This is a genomic window from Salinispora oceanensis, assembly GCF_000383575.1.
Lineage (GTDB): Bacteria > Actinomycetota > Actinomycetes > Mycobacteriales > Micromonosporaceae > Micromonospora > Micromonospora oceanensis.
The window spans coordinates 898,995-912,889 of the sequence record NZ_KB911579.1; the positions used below are offsets into that span (position 1 = coordinate 898,995).

General features: G+C 70.2%; 14 protein-coding genes. 1 reads left to right on the plus strand and 13 read right to left on the minus strand.

The features are described 5' to 3' along the window. Positions 1 to 47: 47 nt before the first annotated feature. The 13 genes from atpD to prmC all read right to left on the minus strand — a co-directional run bounded on the left by atpD (position 48) and on the right by prmC (position 12,243). A complete protein-coding gene (gene atpD, locus SALPAC4_RS0103930) occupies positions 48 to 1,505 on the minus strand; it encodes a F0F1 ATP synthase subunit beta (RefSeq protein ID WP_018222854.1) in 1,458 nt (485 codons plus the stop codon). Beyond that, on the minus strand, positions 1,505 to 2,434 hold the full coding sequence (locus tag SALPAC4_RS0103935; protein ID WP_019869246.1) for a F0F1 ATP synthase subunit gamma: 930 nt from the start codon (positions 2,432 to 2,434) through the stop codon (positions 1,505 to 1,507). The genes atpD and SALPAC4_RS0103935 overlap by 1 nt, the downstream gene beginning before the upstream one ends. A gap of 3 nt (positions 2,435 to 2,437) precedes the next feature. Continuing rightward, positions 2,438 to 4,090 carry a F0F1 ATP synthase subunit alpha gene (gene atpA, locus SALPAC4_RS0103940; RefSeq protein ID WP_019869247.1) on the minus strand — a complete coding sequence of 551 codons (1,653 nt, stop codon included), beginning with the start codon at positions 4,088 to 4,090 and terminating at the stop codon, positions 2,438 to 2,440. Between the two features lie 91 nt (positions 4,091 to 4,181). Then, on the minus strand, positions 4,182 to 5,006 hold the full coding sequence (locus tag SALPAC4_RS0103945; RefSeq protein WP_018729384.1) for a F0F1 ATP synthase subunit delta: 825 nt from the start codon (positions 5,004 to 5,006) through the stop codon (positions 4,182 to 4,184). Then, positions 5,006 to 5,533 carry a F0F1 ATP synthase subunit B gene (locus SALPAC4_RS0103950; RefSeq protein ID WP_018728380.1) on the minus strand — a complete coding sequence of 176 codons (528 nt, stop codon included), beginning with the start codon at positions 5,531 to 5,533 and terminating at the stop codon, positions 5,006 to 5,008. The genes SALPAC4_RS0103945 and SALPAC4_RS0103950 overlap by 1 nt, the downstream gene beginning before the upstream one ends. Before the next feature lie 31 nt (positions 5,534 to 5,564). Further along, a complete protein-coding gene (gene atpE, locus SALPAC4_RS0103955; protein ID WP_018216784.1) occupies positions 5,565 to 5,789 on the minus strand; it encodes an ATP synthase F0 subunit C in 225 nt (74 codons plus the stop codon). Positions 5,790 to 5,884: 95 nt separating this feature from the next. Beyond that, positions 5,885 to 6,706 carry a F0F1 ATP synthase subunit A gene (gene atpB / locus SALPAC4_RS0103960; protein WP_020113449.1) on the minus strand — a complete coding sequence of 274 codons (822 nt, stop codon included), beginning with the start codon at positions 6,704 to 6,706 and terminating at the stop codon, positions 5,885 to 5,887. Next, positions 6,707 to 6,928, minus strand: a complete 222-nt coding sequence (locus SALPAC4_RS0103965) for an MATE family efflux transporter (RefSeq protein ID WP_018216786.1) — start codon at positions 6,926 to 6,928, stop codon at positions 6,707 to 6,709. A gap of 188 nt (positions 6,929 to 7,116) precedes the next feature. Next, on the minus strand, positions 7,117 to 7,605 hold the full coding sequence (locus SALPAC4_RS0103970) for a hypothetical protein (RefSeq protein ID WP_019869249.1): 489 nt from the start codon (positions 7,603 to 7,605) through the stop codon (positions 7,117 to 7,119). 126 nt (positions 7,606 to 7,731) lie between these two features. Further along, positions 7,732 to 9,843: a transglycosylase domain-containing protein gene (locus SALPAC4_RS0103975; RefSeq protein WP_019869250.1), complete on the minus strand. Its 2,112-nt coding sequence runs from the start codon at positions 9,841 to 9,843 to the stop codon at positions 7,732 to 7,734. Between the two features lie 92 nt (positions 9,844 to 9,935). Then, complete coding sequence (locus SALPAC4_RS0103980; protein WP_027644844.1) at positions 9,936 to 10,550, minus strand: arsenate reductase/protein-tyrosine-phosphatase family protein; 615 nt, start codon at positions 10,548 to 10,550, stop codon at positions 9,936 to 9,938. 1 nt (position 10,551) lies between these two features. Further along, complete coding sequence (locus SALPAC4_RS0103985) at positions 10,552 to 11,196, minus strand: L-threonylcarbamoyladenylate synthase (RefSeq protein ID WP_019869252.1); 645 nt, start codon at positions 11,194 to 11,196, stop codon at positions 10,552 to 10,554. Positions 11,197 to 11,304: 108 nt separating this feature from the next. Next, on the minus strand, positions 11,305 to 12,243 hold the full coding sequence (prmC, locus tag SALPAC4_RS0103990; RefSeq protein WP_027644843.1) for a peptide chain release factor N(5)-glutamine methyltransferase: 939 nt from the start codon (positions 12,241 to 12,243) through the stop codon (positions 11,305 to 11,307). Positions 12,244 to 12,316: 73 nt separating this feature from the next. On the opposite strand from prmC, the gene SALPAC4_RS0103995 reads away from it, so the two are divergent. Then, complete coding sequence (locus tag SALPAC4_RS0103995; RefSeq protein ID WP_019869254.1) at positions 12,317 to 13,867, plus strand: GGDEF domain-containing protein; 1,551 nt, start codon at positions 12,317 to 12,319, stop codon at positions 13,865 to 13,867. The last annotated feature ends 28 nt before the right edge of the window (positions 13,868 to 13,895 follow it).

Here is a 13,895-nt window from a genome sequence, read left to right on the forward strand (position 1 = left end):
TTTCGTCGCTGCTCGCGCGGCCTGCGGCGGTAGCCGCAGCGGGGCACTCAGCCCTCCGCCATCAGCTCCTTGGCCTTGTTCTCCAGGTCGTCCAGGCCACCGCACATGAAGAAGGCCTGCTCGGGGAAGTGGTCGTACTCACCCTCACTGATCTTCTTGAACGCCTCGATGGTCTCCTTGATCGGGACCGTCGAGCCCTTCATGCCGGTGAACTGCTCAGCCGCGTAGGTGTTCTGCGACAGGAAGCGCTCGATCCGGCGCGCCCGGCCGACCGTAAGCTTGTCCTCCTCGGAAAGCTCCTCAATACCCAGGATCGCGATGATGTCCTGCAGGTCCTTGTACCGCTGCAGGATCCGCTTCACCTCGGTGGCCACCGTGAAGTGCTCCTGGCCAACGAACTCCGGGGCGAGGATCCGAGACGAGGACGCCAGCGGGTCCACCGCCGGGTAGATGCCCTTGTCGGAGATCGAACGCTCCAGGTTGGTGGTCGCGTCCAGGTGGGCGAAGGTGGTGGCCGGCGCCGGGTCGGTGTAGTCGTCGGCAGGCACGTAGATCGCCTGCAGCGAGGTGATCGCCTGGCCCCGGACCGAGGTGATCCGCTCCTGGAGCTCACCCATCTCGTCGGCGAGCGTCGGCTGGTAACCCACGGCGCTCGGCATCCGGCCGAGCAGCGTGGAGACCTCGGAACCGGCCTGGGTGAACCGGAAGATGTTGTCGATGAAGAGCAACACCTCCTGCTTCTGCACGTCCCGGAAGTACTCCGCCATGGTCAGCGCGGAGAGGGCGACGCGGAGACGGGTGCCCGGCGGCTCGTCCATCTGGCCGTAGACCAGCGCGGTCTTATCGATCACGCCGGACTCGGTCATCTCGGCGATCAGGTCGTTACCCTCGCGGGTACGCTCACCCACCCCGGCGAAGACCGAGGTACCACCGAAGTTCCGGGCGACCCGGGTGATCATCTCCTGGATCAGGACCGTCTTACCCACGCCGGCGCCGCCGAACAGACCGATCTTGCCGCCCTTGACGTACGGGGCGAGCAGGTCGATGACCTTGATGCCGGTCTCCAGCATCTCGGTCTTCGGCTCCAGGTCCGCGAAGGCCGGGGCCTTGCGGTGGATCTGCCAGTGGTCGTCCGGGCTGAGCGTCTCACCCGGCTCCAGGTTCAGGCACTCGCCGATCGCGTTGAACACGTGGCCCTTGACGGTGTCACCCACGGGGACCGTGATCGGCGAACCGGTGTCCCGCACCTCCACCCCGCGGACCAGGCCGTCGGTCGGCTGCATGGAGATGGCGCGGACCAGGTTGTCCCCCAGGTGCTGGGCAACCTCCAGGGTCAGCGTCTTCTCGCCGCCGGAGAGGGTCACGTCAACGTGCATGGCGTTGAACAGGTCCGGCATCGCGTCGCGCGGGAACTCGGCGTCGACGACCGGGCCGATGACCCGGACCACGCGACCGGTGGCCGCGTTGGTGCCGGCCGGCCCATCAGCAGTAGCGGAAACAGTCATCACACTTCACTTCCCGACGCGGCCAGCGCGTTCGCGCCGCCGACGATCTCGCTGATCTCCTGGGTGATCCCGGCCTGGCGGGCCGAGTTCATCTCGCGGGTGTACTTCTCGATCATCTCTTCGGCGTTGTCGGTGGCGCTCTTCATCGCCCGCCGCCGCGACGCCGACTCGCTCGCCGCCGACTCGACCAACGCCGCGTAGATCCGCGTGTTGATGTACTTCGGCAGCAGCGCGTCGAGGAGCGCCTCCGCCTCCGGCTCGAATTCGTAGGCCGGCAGAATGCCTTCGGAACGGGGCTTGTCCTCGATCTGCATCGGTCCGAGGATCCTCGCGACCGGCACCTGGGTCATCAGAGACTTGAACTCGGTGGAGACGATGTGTAGCTCGTCCACACCGAAGACCCCGTCCGGCCCCGGATCCCCGTCGCCGTCGTCCACGCCGGCGGTGAACGCCTTGATCAGCGTCTCACCCACCTCCCGGGCGTCGGCGAAGGTCGGTTGCTCCGAGAAGCCCGTCCAGCACGCCGTCATCGGCCGGTTGCGGAACCGGTAGTACTGCACGCCCTTGCGGCCGATGACGTAGAGCGAGGGCTCCTTGCCGTCGGCGCGCAGCCGGGCGAGCAGCGACTCCGCCGTCTTGATGGCGTTGGAGCTGTAGCCGCCGGCCAAGCCCCGGTCGCTGGTGACCAGCAGCACACCGGCCCGCCGCACCCGCTCCCGGGGAGTGAGGAGCGGATGGTCGATCCGCGTGTTGGACGCCAGCGCCGTGAGCACCTCGGTGATGGCCCGGGAGTAGGGCAGGGAGGCCGCCACCTGCTCCTGGGCCTTGGCGATGCGGCTCGTCGCGACGAGCTCCATCGCCTTGGTGATCTTCTTCATCGACTTCGCCGCGCGGATGCGTTGGCGGAGTACGCGTACCTGGGCGGCCATCGGTCAGCTTCCAGCCGGACGGTCGGTCGGCTCGTCCTGGAACCGGGTAACCGTCTCCCGCTCCTCCGCGCCAGCCAGCGGCTCGGCGGCCGGCTCGTTGATCCGCCGCTCGTCCTCCTTGCCCAGGAAGAGCTTCTTGAAGTCGCTGATCGCCGCGTCCAGGGAGGCGATGACGTCGTCGCCCCAGGTGCCGCCCGCGATCTGCGCCAGGATCCCCTCGTGCTTGTGCCGCAGGTACTGCAGGAACTCGGACTCGAAGCGACGGATCTCGCCGACCGGGACGTCGTCCAGCTTGCCCTCGACACCGGCCCAGACCGAGACGACCTGATCCTGCACCGGGAAGGGCGAGTAGTTCGACTGCTTGAGCAGCTCGACCAGGCGGGAACCCCGCTCCAGCTGGGCGCGGGAGGCCTTGTCCAGGTCCGAGGCGAAGGCGGCGAACGCCTCCAGCTCACGGAACTGGGCCAGGCTCAGCCGCAGCGAGCCGGCGACCTTCCGCATCGGCTTCACCTGCGCGGCGCCGCCGACCCGGGAGACCGAGGTACCGACGTTGATCGCCGGCCGGACGCCCTGGTTGAACAGGTCCGTCTCCAGGAAGATCTGGCCGTCGGTGATGGAGATGACGTTGGTCGGGATGAACGCCGAGATGTCGTTCGCCTTGGTCTCGATGATCGGCAGACCGGTCATCGAGCCGCCGCCCATCTCATCGGAGAGCTTCGCGCAGCGCTCCAGCAGCCGGGAGTGCAGGTAGAAGACGTCACCCGGGTACGCCTCGCGGCCCGGCGGGCGACGCAGCAGCAGCGACACGGCCCGGTACGCCTCGGCCTGCTTGCTCAGGTCGTCGAAGACGATGAGGACGTGCTTGCCGCCGTACATCCAGTGCTGCCCGATTGACGAGCCGGTGTACGGGGCGAGGTACTTGAAGCCGGCCGGGTCGGACGCCGGGGAGGCCACGATGGTGGTGTACTCCATCGCGCCCGCCTCCTCCAGCACGCCCTTGATCGAGGCGATCGTGGAGGCCTTCTGGCCAACGGCGACGTAGATGCAGCGGACCTGCTTCTTCGGGTCGCCGGAGCGCCAGTTGTCCCGCTGGTTGAGGATGGTGTCCAGGGCGACGGTGGTCTTACCGGTCTTCCGGTCACCGATGATCAGCTGGCGCTGGCCCCGGCCGATCGGGGTCATCGCGTCGATGGCCTTGATACCGGTCTGCAGCGGCTCGTCGACCGACTTCCGGGACATCACGTTCGGGGCCTGGAGCTCCAGCTCCCGGTAGCCCTCGTTCGGGATGTCGCCGAGGCCGTCGATCGGCTCGCCGAGCGCGTTGACCACCCGGCCGAGGAAGGCGTCGCCGACCGGGGCCGAGAGCACCCGGCCAGTGCGCTTGACGCGCTGCCCCTCCTCGATGCCGGCGAAGTCGCCGAGGACGACGACACCGATCTCCCGGACGTCGAGGTTCAGCGCCACACCGATCGTGCCGTCTTCGAACTCGAGCAGCTCGTTGGTCATGGTCGAGGGCAGGCCCTCGACGTGGGCGATGCCGTCGCCGGCGTCAGCGACGGTGCCGACCTCCTCGCGGGACACGTCGGCGCGGTAGGAGGAGACGTAGCGCTCCAGCGCGCCGCGGATCTCCTCCGTCGAGATGGTCAGCTCGGCCATCCTCTGCTTCCTTAAGTATCAGGGGCCCGGGATACCTAGTACCGACCGGTCCGAATGACGTCTGGTCAGGCGCTGGCGCGGCAGTTCCGGCTCAGCGCTTAGCGAGCGCGTTACGGGATTCGTTGAGGCGACGCAGGACGGTGCCGTCGTACAGGTCGGAGCCGACCTGGACGCTGACCCCACCGAGGACCTCGGGGTTGACCGACTGCTTGACGGTCACCTCGCGACCGTAGATGGCAGAGAGGCGGGCGACCAGGCGCTGCTCCTCCTCCGCACCCAACGGGGCCGCGACGGTCACATACGCCACCTGCCGGTCCCGCTGTTCGGCGGCGAGCTCGACCAACCGGGTGAGCGCCCCGACGAAGGAGCGCCCGCCGAACCCGCCGAGCGCCACCTCGACCAGCCGGACGGTGACCGGACGGGCCTTGCCAGCGAGCAACTCGCCGGCGAGGGTGGCTCGCTGCGCGGCCGGGGCCGCCGGGTCCGACAGCACGTTGGAGAGCGCGGACTGGCCGGCCACGACCTGACCGAACCGGAACAGCTCGTCCTCGACCTCACCGAGGTCGCCCGCCTTGTCGGCGGCGGCCAGCAGCGCGGCCACCCCGAGCCGCTCGGCACCGTCGAGGAGTTCCGACGAGGCCGACCAGCGGTGGGAGACCAGGGTAGTCAGCAAGTCGAGCGCGTCCCCGCCGACCTTCCCGCGGAGAATTCCGGCGAGCAGGTCGGCCCGGTCCGCACCAGAGCGGGCCGGATCAACGAGGGCCCGGCGCAGCCGTGGCTCCCGCCGGAGCAGATCGGCGACGGAGAGAAGGTCTTCGGCGGTGGCGGACACCGCCGAAGACTCCGCGCCCCGGACGTACGCGTCGAGGCGGTCGGCCGCGATCTTGTACGACTCCCGGCTGGTGGCGGCCTGCATCAGCGGGCCCCCGCGCTCTCGAGACCGTCCAGGAACCGGTCGACCGTGCCGGCGCGGCGCGCCTCGTCGGCGAGCGACTCGCCAACGATCTTGCTGGCCAGGTCCACCGCGAGCGTGCCGACCTCGGTGCGCAGCTCGCGCACGATCGTGGTCCGCTCGGCGACGAGCTGCTCCTTGCCCGCGGCGATGATCCGGTCGGACTCCTCCCGCGCCTTGGCGAGGATGTCCTGCCGGATGCCCTCCGCGTCGGCCCGGGCGTCGTCCCGAATCCGGGCCGCCTCGGTGCGCACCTCGGCCAGCTGGGCCCGGTACTGCTCGAGCAGCTGGTTGGCCTCGGCCTGGGCAGCCTCGGCGCGCTTGAGGCCACCCTCGATCGCGTCCACCCGCGCCTGGTACATCGCCTCCATGCGCGGCATCACGAACTTCAGCAGTACAAAGACGAGTAGGGCGAAGGCGATGGTCCCGACGACGAGCTCTTGCCAGATCGGCAGGATCGGATTGTGCCCACCTTCGGCGGCGAGATACATGTCAGACCTCCGGGTCGGGGAAGGGTACTCGTCAGCTCAAGGCGAAGGCGAGCACCAGGCCGAAGAGGGCGAGCGCCTCGACCAGGGCGAACCCCAGGACCAGCCAGGTGCGGTTGAAGCCGGCGGACTCCGGCTGGCGGGCGCTGGCCTGGATGTAGGCCGCGAAGACCAGCGCGACACCAATACCGGGGCCGATGGCGGCGAGGCCATAGCCGACGGTGTTGAGGTTGCCTTCCAGGGCGGCGAGAACGTCCATTGCGGGTATTCCTCCTAGCTCACACGTGAGGGCTCACGCGTTCGGGGTTTGTACCAGAAAGCTTGGTCGGGCCGGGCAGCCCGCCGAGCGGGATCTCAGTGCTCCTCGGCCAGCGAGGTGCCGACGTAGTTGGCGGTCAGCGTGACGAAGACGTACGCCTGCAGCACCGCCACCAGCGCCTCGAAGAAGGCCATCACGATCGCCATCGCGAAGGAGAAGACCGAGGTCACCTGAACGAAGAGGTTGTCCGCGGACAGCATCACGAAGCCACCGACGGTGAAGACCAGCAGGAGCAGGTGACCGGCGAACATGTTGGCGAAGAGCCGGAGGGCCAGGGTAACCGGCCGGTTGATGAAGTTCTGCAGGAACTCGATCGGGACCAGCAGGAAGTGCATCGGCCACGGCACGCCCGGCATGATCAGGGTCATCTTGAGGTACTTGACGAGACCGTGCTTGCGGATCCCGACAGCGAGGTAGAGCACGTAGGAGATCGCGGCGAGCACGATCGGGAAGGCGATGTGCGAGTTCGGCGAGATCTGCAGCCCGGGAACGATGCTGAAGATATTGGTGACCAGAATGAAGCTGAACAGCACCGTGAAGTAGGGGGCGAACCGGATGCCGGCATTACCCATCTGTTCCCGGGTGATGTTGTCCCGAACTAGCCCGTAGACCGACTCGGCCAGCCACTGCCCCTTGCTGGGGACCAGCTTTGGGTTCCGGTAGGCGGCCATGTAGAAGATGATCACCAGCCCGACGGCCAGCCAGACCATGAGGGTGAACTTCGTGACCCACGGTCCAGCCACCGCTGGGGGGTAGAAGTCATTGACGCTGGGGGGCCAGGGAAGGTCCTGGGCGACGACCAGCTGTCCGCTCACCGTGTCATCCTCCACACTCGACAGACCGGCGCGTGCCGACACTCAGGCACCGAGCCTCTTCATGATCAGGTAGATCGCTGCGGCTGCGCCGAGCATCATGCCGACGGCGATCCCCACGCCGGCCGGCACGCCGAGGAAGCCCTCTGCCAACCAGCCGAGAAATCCCCAGACCAGGATGCCGGCGAGGAGGTAGCCAAGCACGGCACCCGCTACACCCTCCGACGAGTGCGCGTCGGACGGTTCGCGGTCTGGGTTGTCGGCCATTACGACGCGTACATTAGCAGCCGGAACACGCAGGAGTGTGCGGCACCCCCCACACTGCAGGACGGCGTGCGGGCGGCGGCTGGCGCATCAATCCGGGCCAGCCTACTCCTGTCCGACACGCGGCACCGGACATCAAAGGTGGGGTAGCCGCCAGTCATCCGCCGAGGGCGGTCCGACCGCCCGACTCCTCAGTTCCGCGACGACGGGTCGACTGTGGGTAATGGAGCGCGGAGCGCCCAGGTCAGGTGGGCCGCCGTCCAGACCACCACGGCGACGATGATGGCCACCCCCAGGTCCGGCAGCCCGGCCCAGCCGGTCGCGGCGACCCCCGCCATCACCACGCCCAGCACGACGATCTTCGTGACGTAGGTGACCAGCCCAACCGACATGATCAGCTGCGGGCTGACCGCGTCCGCCCAGGCCACCGAGAGACCGGAGACCAGATAGCTCACGACAACGAGCGCGATCCCCGCCGCCACCGCGATCGCGGAGGTGGTACCCCGGACGGCCGCCGCGACCGGTACCGCGGCGACCGCGAGGAGGGCACACGAGGCCAGGGGCAGCCGCAGGTACGGCAGCCGCGCGCGGATCGCGCCCGGCTCGCCCGCGGCCGGATCGGTCGCCCGCGGCTGGTCCTCGTCCCGCCCCTGGGAGGTCGGCGTCGTCTCGGTGTTCACAACACCACAGTCTATTGGTCCCCGTACCGGTGGCCGCGCGGCGCCAGGTAGGCGGTGCGACGGGGCACACCGGCCGGTATCTCCCGCCCCACCGGTGAGAACCCCCCGCGCCCGGGACGCGGGCCGCTACTCTCCGGTCCGGGCACGGGTGACGTTGAAGGCGGTTACCTCGCTCGGCGGGACGAAATCCCGAACCGGCTGCCCCCGCAGCGCGGCGGACATCAGCTCCGCCACCCCGTCGGCCATCCGCGCCTGGACCGCGTGCCCCACCGCATCGCGCGGGTCATCCGGGTTGGTGGCGATCGCCGCCACCGCGAGCTGCGGCGTGACCGCGACGAAGGACTCCGTGCCGTACCCCTCCGAGCTACCAGTCTTGCCGGCGACCGGACGTCCCAGCTGGGAGCGAAACTCCTCTGCGGTCCCCCCCTCGCAGCCCCGGTACATCGACTGATCCCCGACCGGACACCGCGCGGCGTCCACCGCCGCCCGGGCCACATCCCGGGCCACGACCTGCCGGCAGTCCGGCGACCCGGCCGCGACCGTCCGCCCGGCCGCATCGGTGATCCGCACCACCGGTAGCGGCGCGCACCACCGCCCCTCGGCCGCGATGGTGGCGTAGGCGTTCGCCAGATCCAACGGAGTCGTGGCCGACACACCCAGCGTGAACGGGCCCCACGCCTGCGCACCGTGCCGGGCCAGCCGCTCGTCGCTGGGGGCACGGAACACGATGCCCAGCCGCTCGGCCATCTCCACCACGCGATCCGCGCCGACCTCCTGGGTCAACCAGGCGAAGTACGTGTTGACCGACTTACCGAACGCGCCCCACATGGTGTGCTCGCCCTTGACCAGGGGGCTGGCGTTGCGGGGGCACCACTTCCCGTCGCAGCTCACCGGACCGCTAACGGGGAAATCGGTAACGATCCGGTCGGGCGCGTCAAACACGGTGTTCAACGGCAGCCCCGCCTCCACCGCGGCCAGCACGGTGAACAGTTTGAACGTGCTCCCGCCCTGGTAGCCCTGGATCGCGCCGCCGCCGGCGACCAGCTGGTTGACCGTGTTCGGGCGGTTCTTCCACCCGTCCGGGTTCGGCTGCACGCCGTAGGTGCGGTTGACCGCCATGGCGAGCACCCGGCCGGTACCGGGCTGGACCACGGCGGTCGGCAGTGCGTGCGGGTGGTTCGCCGAGTAGATCTGCCGCACCTGCTCGGTCGCGGCCTGCTGCACCGCCGGGTCCAGGGAGGCCACAATCTCGTAGCCGCCCCGGCGCAGGGCGAGCTGCCGCTCGTCAACCGTCGACCCGAACGCCTCCTGGGAATTCCACCAGCGGGTGAACCAGTCGCAAAAGAAGCCCCAGTCGTTCTGCTCCGCCGGCACCGCCGCGCAGTCGTTCGGCGTCTCGGTGGGGCGCAGCCGCAGTGGTTCCGCCGCCACCCGGGCCGCCTCGTCCGCCGCGAGCTGACCGGCCTCAACCATCTGCTCCAGCACATACGCCCGACGTTGCAACGCGGCATCGGCGTCCCCGTTGAGCGGATCATCCGTGTGTGGGGACTGGACCAGCCCGGCGAGCAACGCCGCCTCGGCCAGGGTCAGGTCCGCCGGCGATTTGGTGAAGTAGCGCTTACTCGCGGCCGCCACCCCATACGCGCCGGCACCGAAGTACGCGATGTTGAGGTAGCGGGCGAGGATCTCGTCCTTACTCAGCTCCCGCTCCAGCGCCAACGCGTACCGCACCTCCTGTACCTTGCGCGCGGAGGTGACCTCGGTGGCGGCCCGACGCTGCTCCTCGGTCAGGCGCGGGTCGCTGGACAGAACGTTGCGGACGTACTGCATGGTCAGTGTGGAGGCCCCCTGCCGAACCTCACCGCCACGCTGGTTGGCGGTGAACGCCCGGACCACGCCGCGCAGGTCCACCCCCCGGTGCTGGTAGAAGCGGACGTCCTCGGCAGCGAGGATCGCCTGACGCATCACCGGGGCCACCTCGTGCAGCGGCACATCCACCCGGTCCTCCTGGTAGAAGGAGGTGATCAACGTACTGCCGTCGTTGGCGTACAGGTTGGACCGCTGCGGGGTTGGCGGCGTCCGCAGGGTGTTCGGCAGCTCCGTGTAGGGCGCGGCGAGGGCCGAGAAGCCGACTCCGTACACCAGCGCGGCGGGCAAGGCCGCCACCGCGAGCCCGAGACCGGCCAGCAGGCCGGCGAGCAGGACTGTCATTAGCTTGTTCAGGTGTGCCCGGGTCATCAGCTCTCCCCGCAGGAGCCGGCAGGACCCGTCAAGAATGACCCGAATGCGCCTCTTGTCCGGCTCGTTCCGCTGACGGTTACCCGGGTGGGTTACGGCAGCAACACCGCCGCCAGCGGACGCACCGTCTCCTCGATCTCGTCCGCGACCCGGCCGAAACACTGGTCGCCCCGGCCCCACGGGTCGTCAAGGTCGTCCCCGGGGAGCGGCCCGGCCCCCACCCGCACGGCGTTAACCGCCTCGACCAGCGCCACACCGCGCGCGTACACGGCGGTGGGGCTCGCTCCAGCCGCCGGCAGACCTGCCAGGTCCACCGCGGGCAGCAGGCGGCCAAACTCACCCAACACGAAGGTGCGGGAACCCGCGTCCGGACGCAACACCGACACGAACTCCTGCTGGTCGGCGGTCGCGGTGAGCACCAGGTCAGCGCCGTCGATGTGCTCCGAACGCAGCTTGCGGGCCGCGAACCCGTCGGTGCCACCGCCCCGCCTGGTCACCTGTCGGGCCGCCGGTGGGTTCATCTCCTCACCGGCATGCCAGCCACCGGTGCCGGCGCTGTGACTGTGCAGCAGCTCGTCGGCGACCCCCGGTGCGGCATCGCCGCGCCGGGCCAACTGCTCCTGGACAGCCAGGACCAGCAGTCGCTCCGCCATCGGAGAGCGACAGATGTTGCCCATACAAACGTGGAGAACGGTAAACGGCGGCACTTCAGGCCACCCGGTTCGCGGCGATGTCCGGCACCACATCCCGCAGCCGGTCCAGCGCGATCGCACCTTCGCGGAGCAGCTGGGGCACCGCCCCGGTCAGGTCCACGATCGTGCTCGGCACCGGATCAACCGCCGGCCCCGCCTCCAGGTACGTGCGCACCGAGTAGGCGAGCTGCCCGCGGGCCGCCTCCGCGGTGGTGGTCGCGGGCAGACCAGCCGTGTTCGCCGACGCCACCGCCATCGGGCCGGTCTCCCGGAGGACCTCCAGCGCGACCGGATGCAACGGCATCCGCACCGCGACCCGGCCCGAGGTCTCCCCCAGATCCCAGCGAAGGCTGGGCGAGTGCTCCACCACGATGGTCAGCGCGCCCGGCCAGAAGGCCGCCACCAGGTCGCGGGCCGAGCTGGGCAACGAGAAGACCAGACCATCCAGGGTGTGCCGGGAGCCGATCAGCACCGGTGGCGGCACCGGCTGGCCGCCCTTGGCGTCGAGCAGGGCCTTGACCGCGTGCGGAGTGAACGCGTCCGCCCCGATCCCATAGACCGTGTCGGTCGGCAGGACGACCAACTCGCCGTCGCGGATCGCCTTGATGGCTGCCGCGATGCCGCGGTCCCGGTCGGCGGGCGACCGGCAGTCGTAGAGCATCACGAGCAGCAGTCTGCCACGCCCGCGTCCGGGCGGTGTGCCGGCCGTACCCGGGCGGCGGGACACGCGCGCCCCACCCCCGCCCCGGAGGTGGGCGAGTTCACCGGGCTACTCGCCAACACCACCGGACTCTCCCGGGTCCACGGCGTCCCGACGCCGGACCGCAGTAGCGAATCGGGGCCGGCCGGCGAGGTCGGCATGGTCGGCGATCTGGTCGAACCGGCCGTCCCCGGCCAGCAGCCCGGGTACCGCCGCGCCCTGGGTGTCGTCGTGCTCGATCCCGAGCCACCCCCCGGGCCGTAACAGCAGCGCGGCCCGCGGCACCACCGGCCGGATCACGGCCAACCCGTCCGCGCCCGCGAAGACCGCAGGCGCCGGATCGTGCCGGTCGACCTCCGGCGGCACCACCACGTCCGCCGGCACGTACGGCGGATTGCACAGCAGCACGTCCACCCGGCCCAGAAGGTCGTCGAGCAGATCCGACGCCGTGACGTCGGCGACCACCACCTCAACCGGCCGATCGCCGGCGGCGGACCGGCTGGCGATGTTGCGCCGCAGCCACGACAGCGCCGCCGGGGAACGCTCCACCGCGACTACCCGGGCCGCCGGGACCTCCTGCGCCACCGCCAGGGCGATCGCACCGGAGCCGCTGCACAGATCCACCACCAACGGCGCCGCCTCCCGGCGTGCCTGCTCGACGCCCCACCCGGCGAGCAGCTCCGTCTCCGGACGAGGCACGAAGACACCCGGTCCGACCGCCAGGTCGAGATGCCGAAAGGGGGCGCTGCCGGTGAGATGTTGCAACGGTTCCCGGCCGGCCCGCCGGGCCACCAACGCGTCGAATCGGCGACGCTGGTCCGGGCTTAGTCCGTCGGCCAGCGCCAGCCGTCCCCGCGGCACTCCCAGCACATACGCGGCCAGCACCTCCGCCTCCCCCCGGGGACCCTCCACCCCAGCGTCGGCCAGCAGCCGGGCGGCCCGGACGACCGCCCGGGTAGGTCGCTCCCGATTCGTTCCTTCGGACGGCTGTTGCGACAAAGTGCTCACGCCATAATCATGAGGCGTCGCGTAACCGGCCACGAGCCGGTGCGGTCAGACGCACACAGACAGGAGGTCGTGGGTGGGTTGGTTGGACCAAGTCGGCGACCAGGTTGACACTCTGACCCGGGCACGCGGGCTACAGGAGTCGAGCCGCTCCGCCGAGGCGTACCGCATCCTCTCGGACGTGCTCGCCACCACCAACGACCGCTACGCCCGGGCCGACGCCCTGGTGCAACGTCTCTCCGCGGTGGTCAACCTAGGCCGCACCGCGGAGTACACCCGGGCCATCGAGGAGGCCACCACCGCCGTCCGGGACCTCGCCGAGCCGTACCCGCATGGGCACCTCCACGCGCTCGCCGCGCTCGCCGCCCACCACCAGGGCGCCCTGGACCGCTGCGTCATGCACCTGGTACGGGCCGCTCGCGCGCTGGGTGCCGTGGAGGACCCCGACCGGGACACCGCCTGGGGCTGGCACGACCTCGCGATGGCCTACTCCTACCTCAGCTTCCACGGGTACGCGCTGGGCGCGATCGAGCGGGCACGACAACTCGGGCTCGAGGCCGGCATCCCGGCGGAGACCTTCGCCACCCCCGGCATCCGACTGCGCAACGCCGTCGCGCTGGACCACACCGGCGACAGTGACGGCTGTCTGCGGGTGCTCCGCGACATCGCCAGCGACCTGGCGCAGTTCCTGCACGCCGGACAGGCCAGGCGGCTCCGCCCAAGCAGCCTCGCCGCGTACGGCTACGCCGCGGCGCGGCAGGCCGCCCTGGGTGACCGGCTGGAGGTGGGAACAGACGCCGCCCCGGCCCGGCTGCTGGGCCACGGCGGCGACAGTGCCCGGGCGCGAGACATGCGCCAACTCGGCGAGGTCTGCCTGGCCATCGCGGCCGACCGTCCGATCGAGGCGGTCGCCCGGCTGGACAGCGTCCAGGTCTCCACCGAGACCCTGGGCGCGGCCGAGCCCGACCGGCTCCGCAGTATCGCGCTCGGGCGGGCCGGTGAACACGTCGCCGCGCACCGGACCGACCGGCGAGCGTTCCGGCTCGCCGCGCAGCGCAACGATCGACTTCGGGACGTCTACATCGACGGAATCGCCGCCCGGATCGACCACGAGGAGATGCGCCGCGAGGCCGCCCGCTTCGAGGGAGAGGCACTCACCGACCCGTTGACCGGGCTACCCAACCGCCGCCGGCTGGAACGGCACATCGCCACCGTGATGGCACAGGGAAAACGGGTGGTGATCGGCGTCTGCGACCTGGACGGGTTCAAGGCGGTGAACACGTACCACGGGCACCACTCCGGCGACCTGGTCCTGCAGCGCGTCGCCGGAGTGGTCAACCGGGTGATGCGGCGCAACGACTTCGTGGCCCGCTACGGCGGCGACGAGTTCGTCGTGGTGCTACCCGGGACGAACATGGCCGAGGCGGAGGAGGTGGCGCGCCGGATCAGGTCCGCCGTGCGGACCGAGGACTGGGAGTCCCTCGTCCCCGGCACCCCGGTCGGGGTCAGCATCGGCTTCGCCGAGGTGGCCGCCACCGGCCCCGACGTACAGGATGCCCTGAGCGTCGCCTTCGAGACCGCCGACCGGGAGATGCTGCGCGCCAAGACCCGCCCCCGCGCCTCCTGACGGCCTCGGGGCCGGCCCGCGACCGTGG

Excerpts from the sequence above, each read along its gene's own strand:
- SALPAC4_RS0103985 (WP_019869252.1), bottom strand. The coding sequence starts at position 11,196 with ATGCTCTACGACTGCCGGTCGCCCGCCGACCGGGACCGCGGCATCGCG.
- SALPAC4_RS0103950 (WP_018728380.1), bottom strand. The coding sequence starts at position 5,533 with ATGTATCTCGCCGCCGAAGGTGGGCACAATCCGATCCTGCCGATCTGG.
- SALPAC4_RS0103945 (WP_018729384.1), bottom strand. The coding sequence starts at position 5,006 with ATGCAGGCCGCCACCAGCCGGGAGTCGTACAAGATCGCGGCCGACCGC.
- atpD (WP_018222854.1), bottom strand. The coding sequence starts at position 1,505 with ATGACTGTTTCCGCTACTGCTGATGGGCCGGCCGGCACCAACGCGGCC.
- SALPAC4_RS0103965 (WP_018216786.1), bottom strand. The coding sequence starts at position 6,928 with ATGGCCGACAACCCAGACCGCGAACCGTCCGACGCGCACTCGTCGGAG.
- SALPAC4_RS0103935 (WP_019869246.1), bottom strand. The coding sequence starts at position 2,434 with ATGGCCGCCCAGGTACGCGTACTCCGCCAACGCATCCGCGCGGCGAAG.
- SALPAC4_RS0103975 (WP_019869250.1), bottom strand. The coding sequence starts at position 9,843 with ATGACCCGGGCACACCTGAACAAGCTAATGACAGTCCTGCTCGCCGGC.
- atpE (WP_018216784.1), bottom strand. The coding sequence starts at position 5,789 with ATGGACGTTCTCGCCGCCCTGGAAGGCAACCTCAACACCGTCGGCTAT.
- atpA (WP_019869247.1), bottom strand. The coding sequence starts at position 4,090 with ATGGCCGAGCTGACCATCTCGACGGAGGAGATCCGCGGCGCGCTGGAG.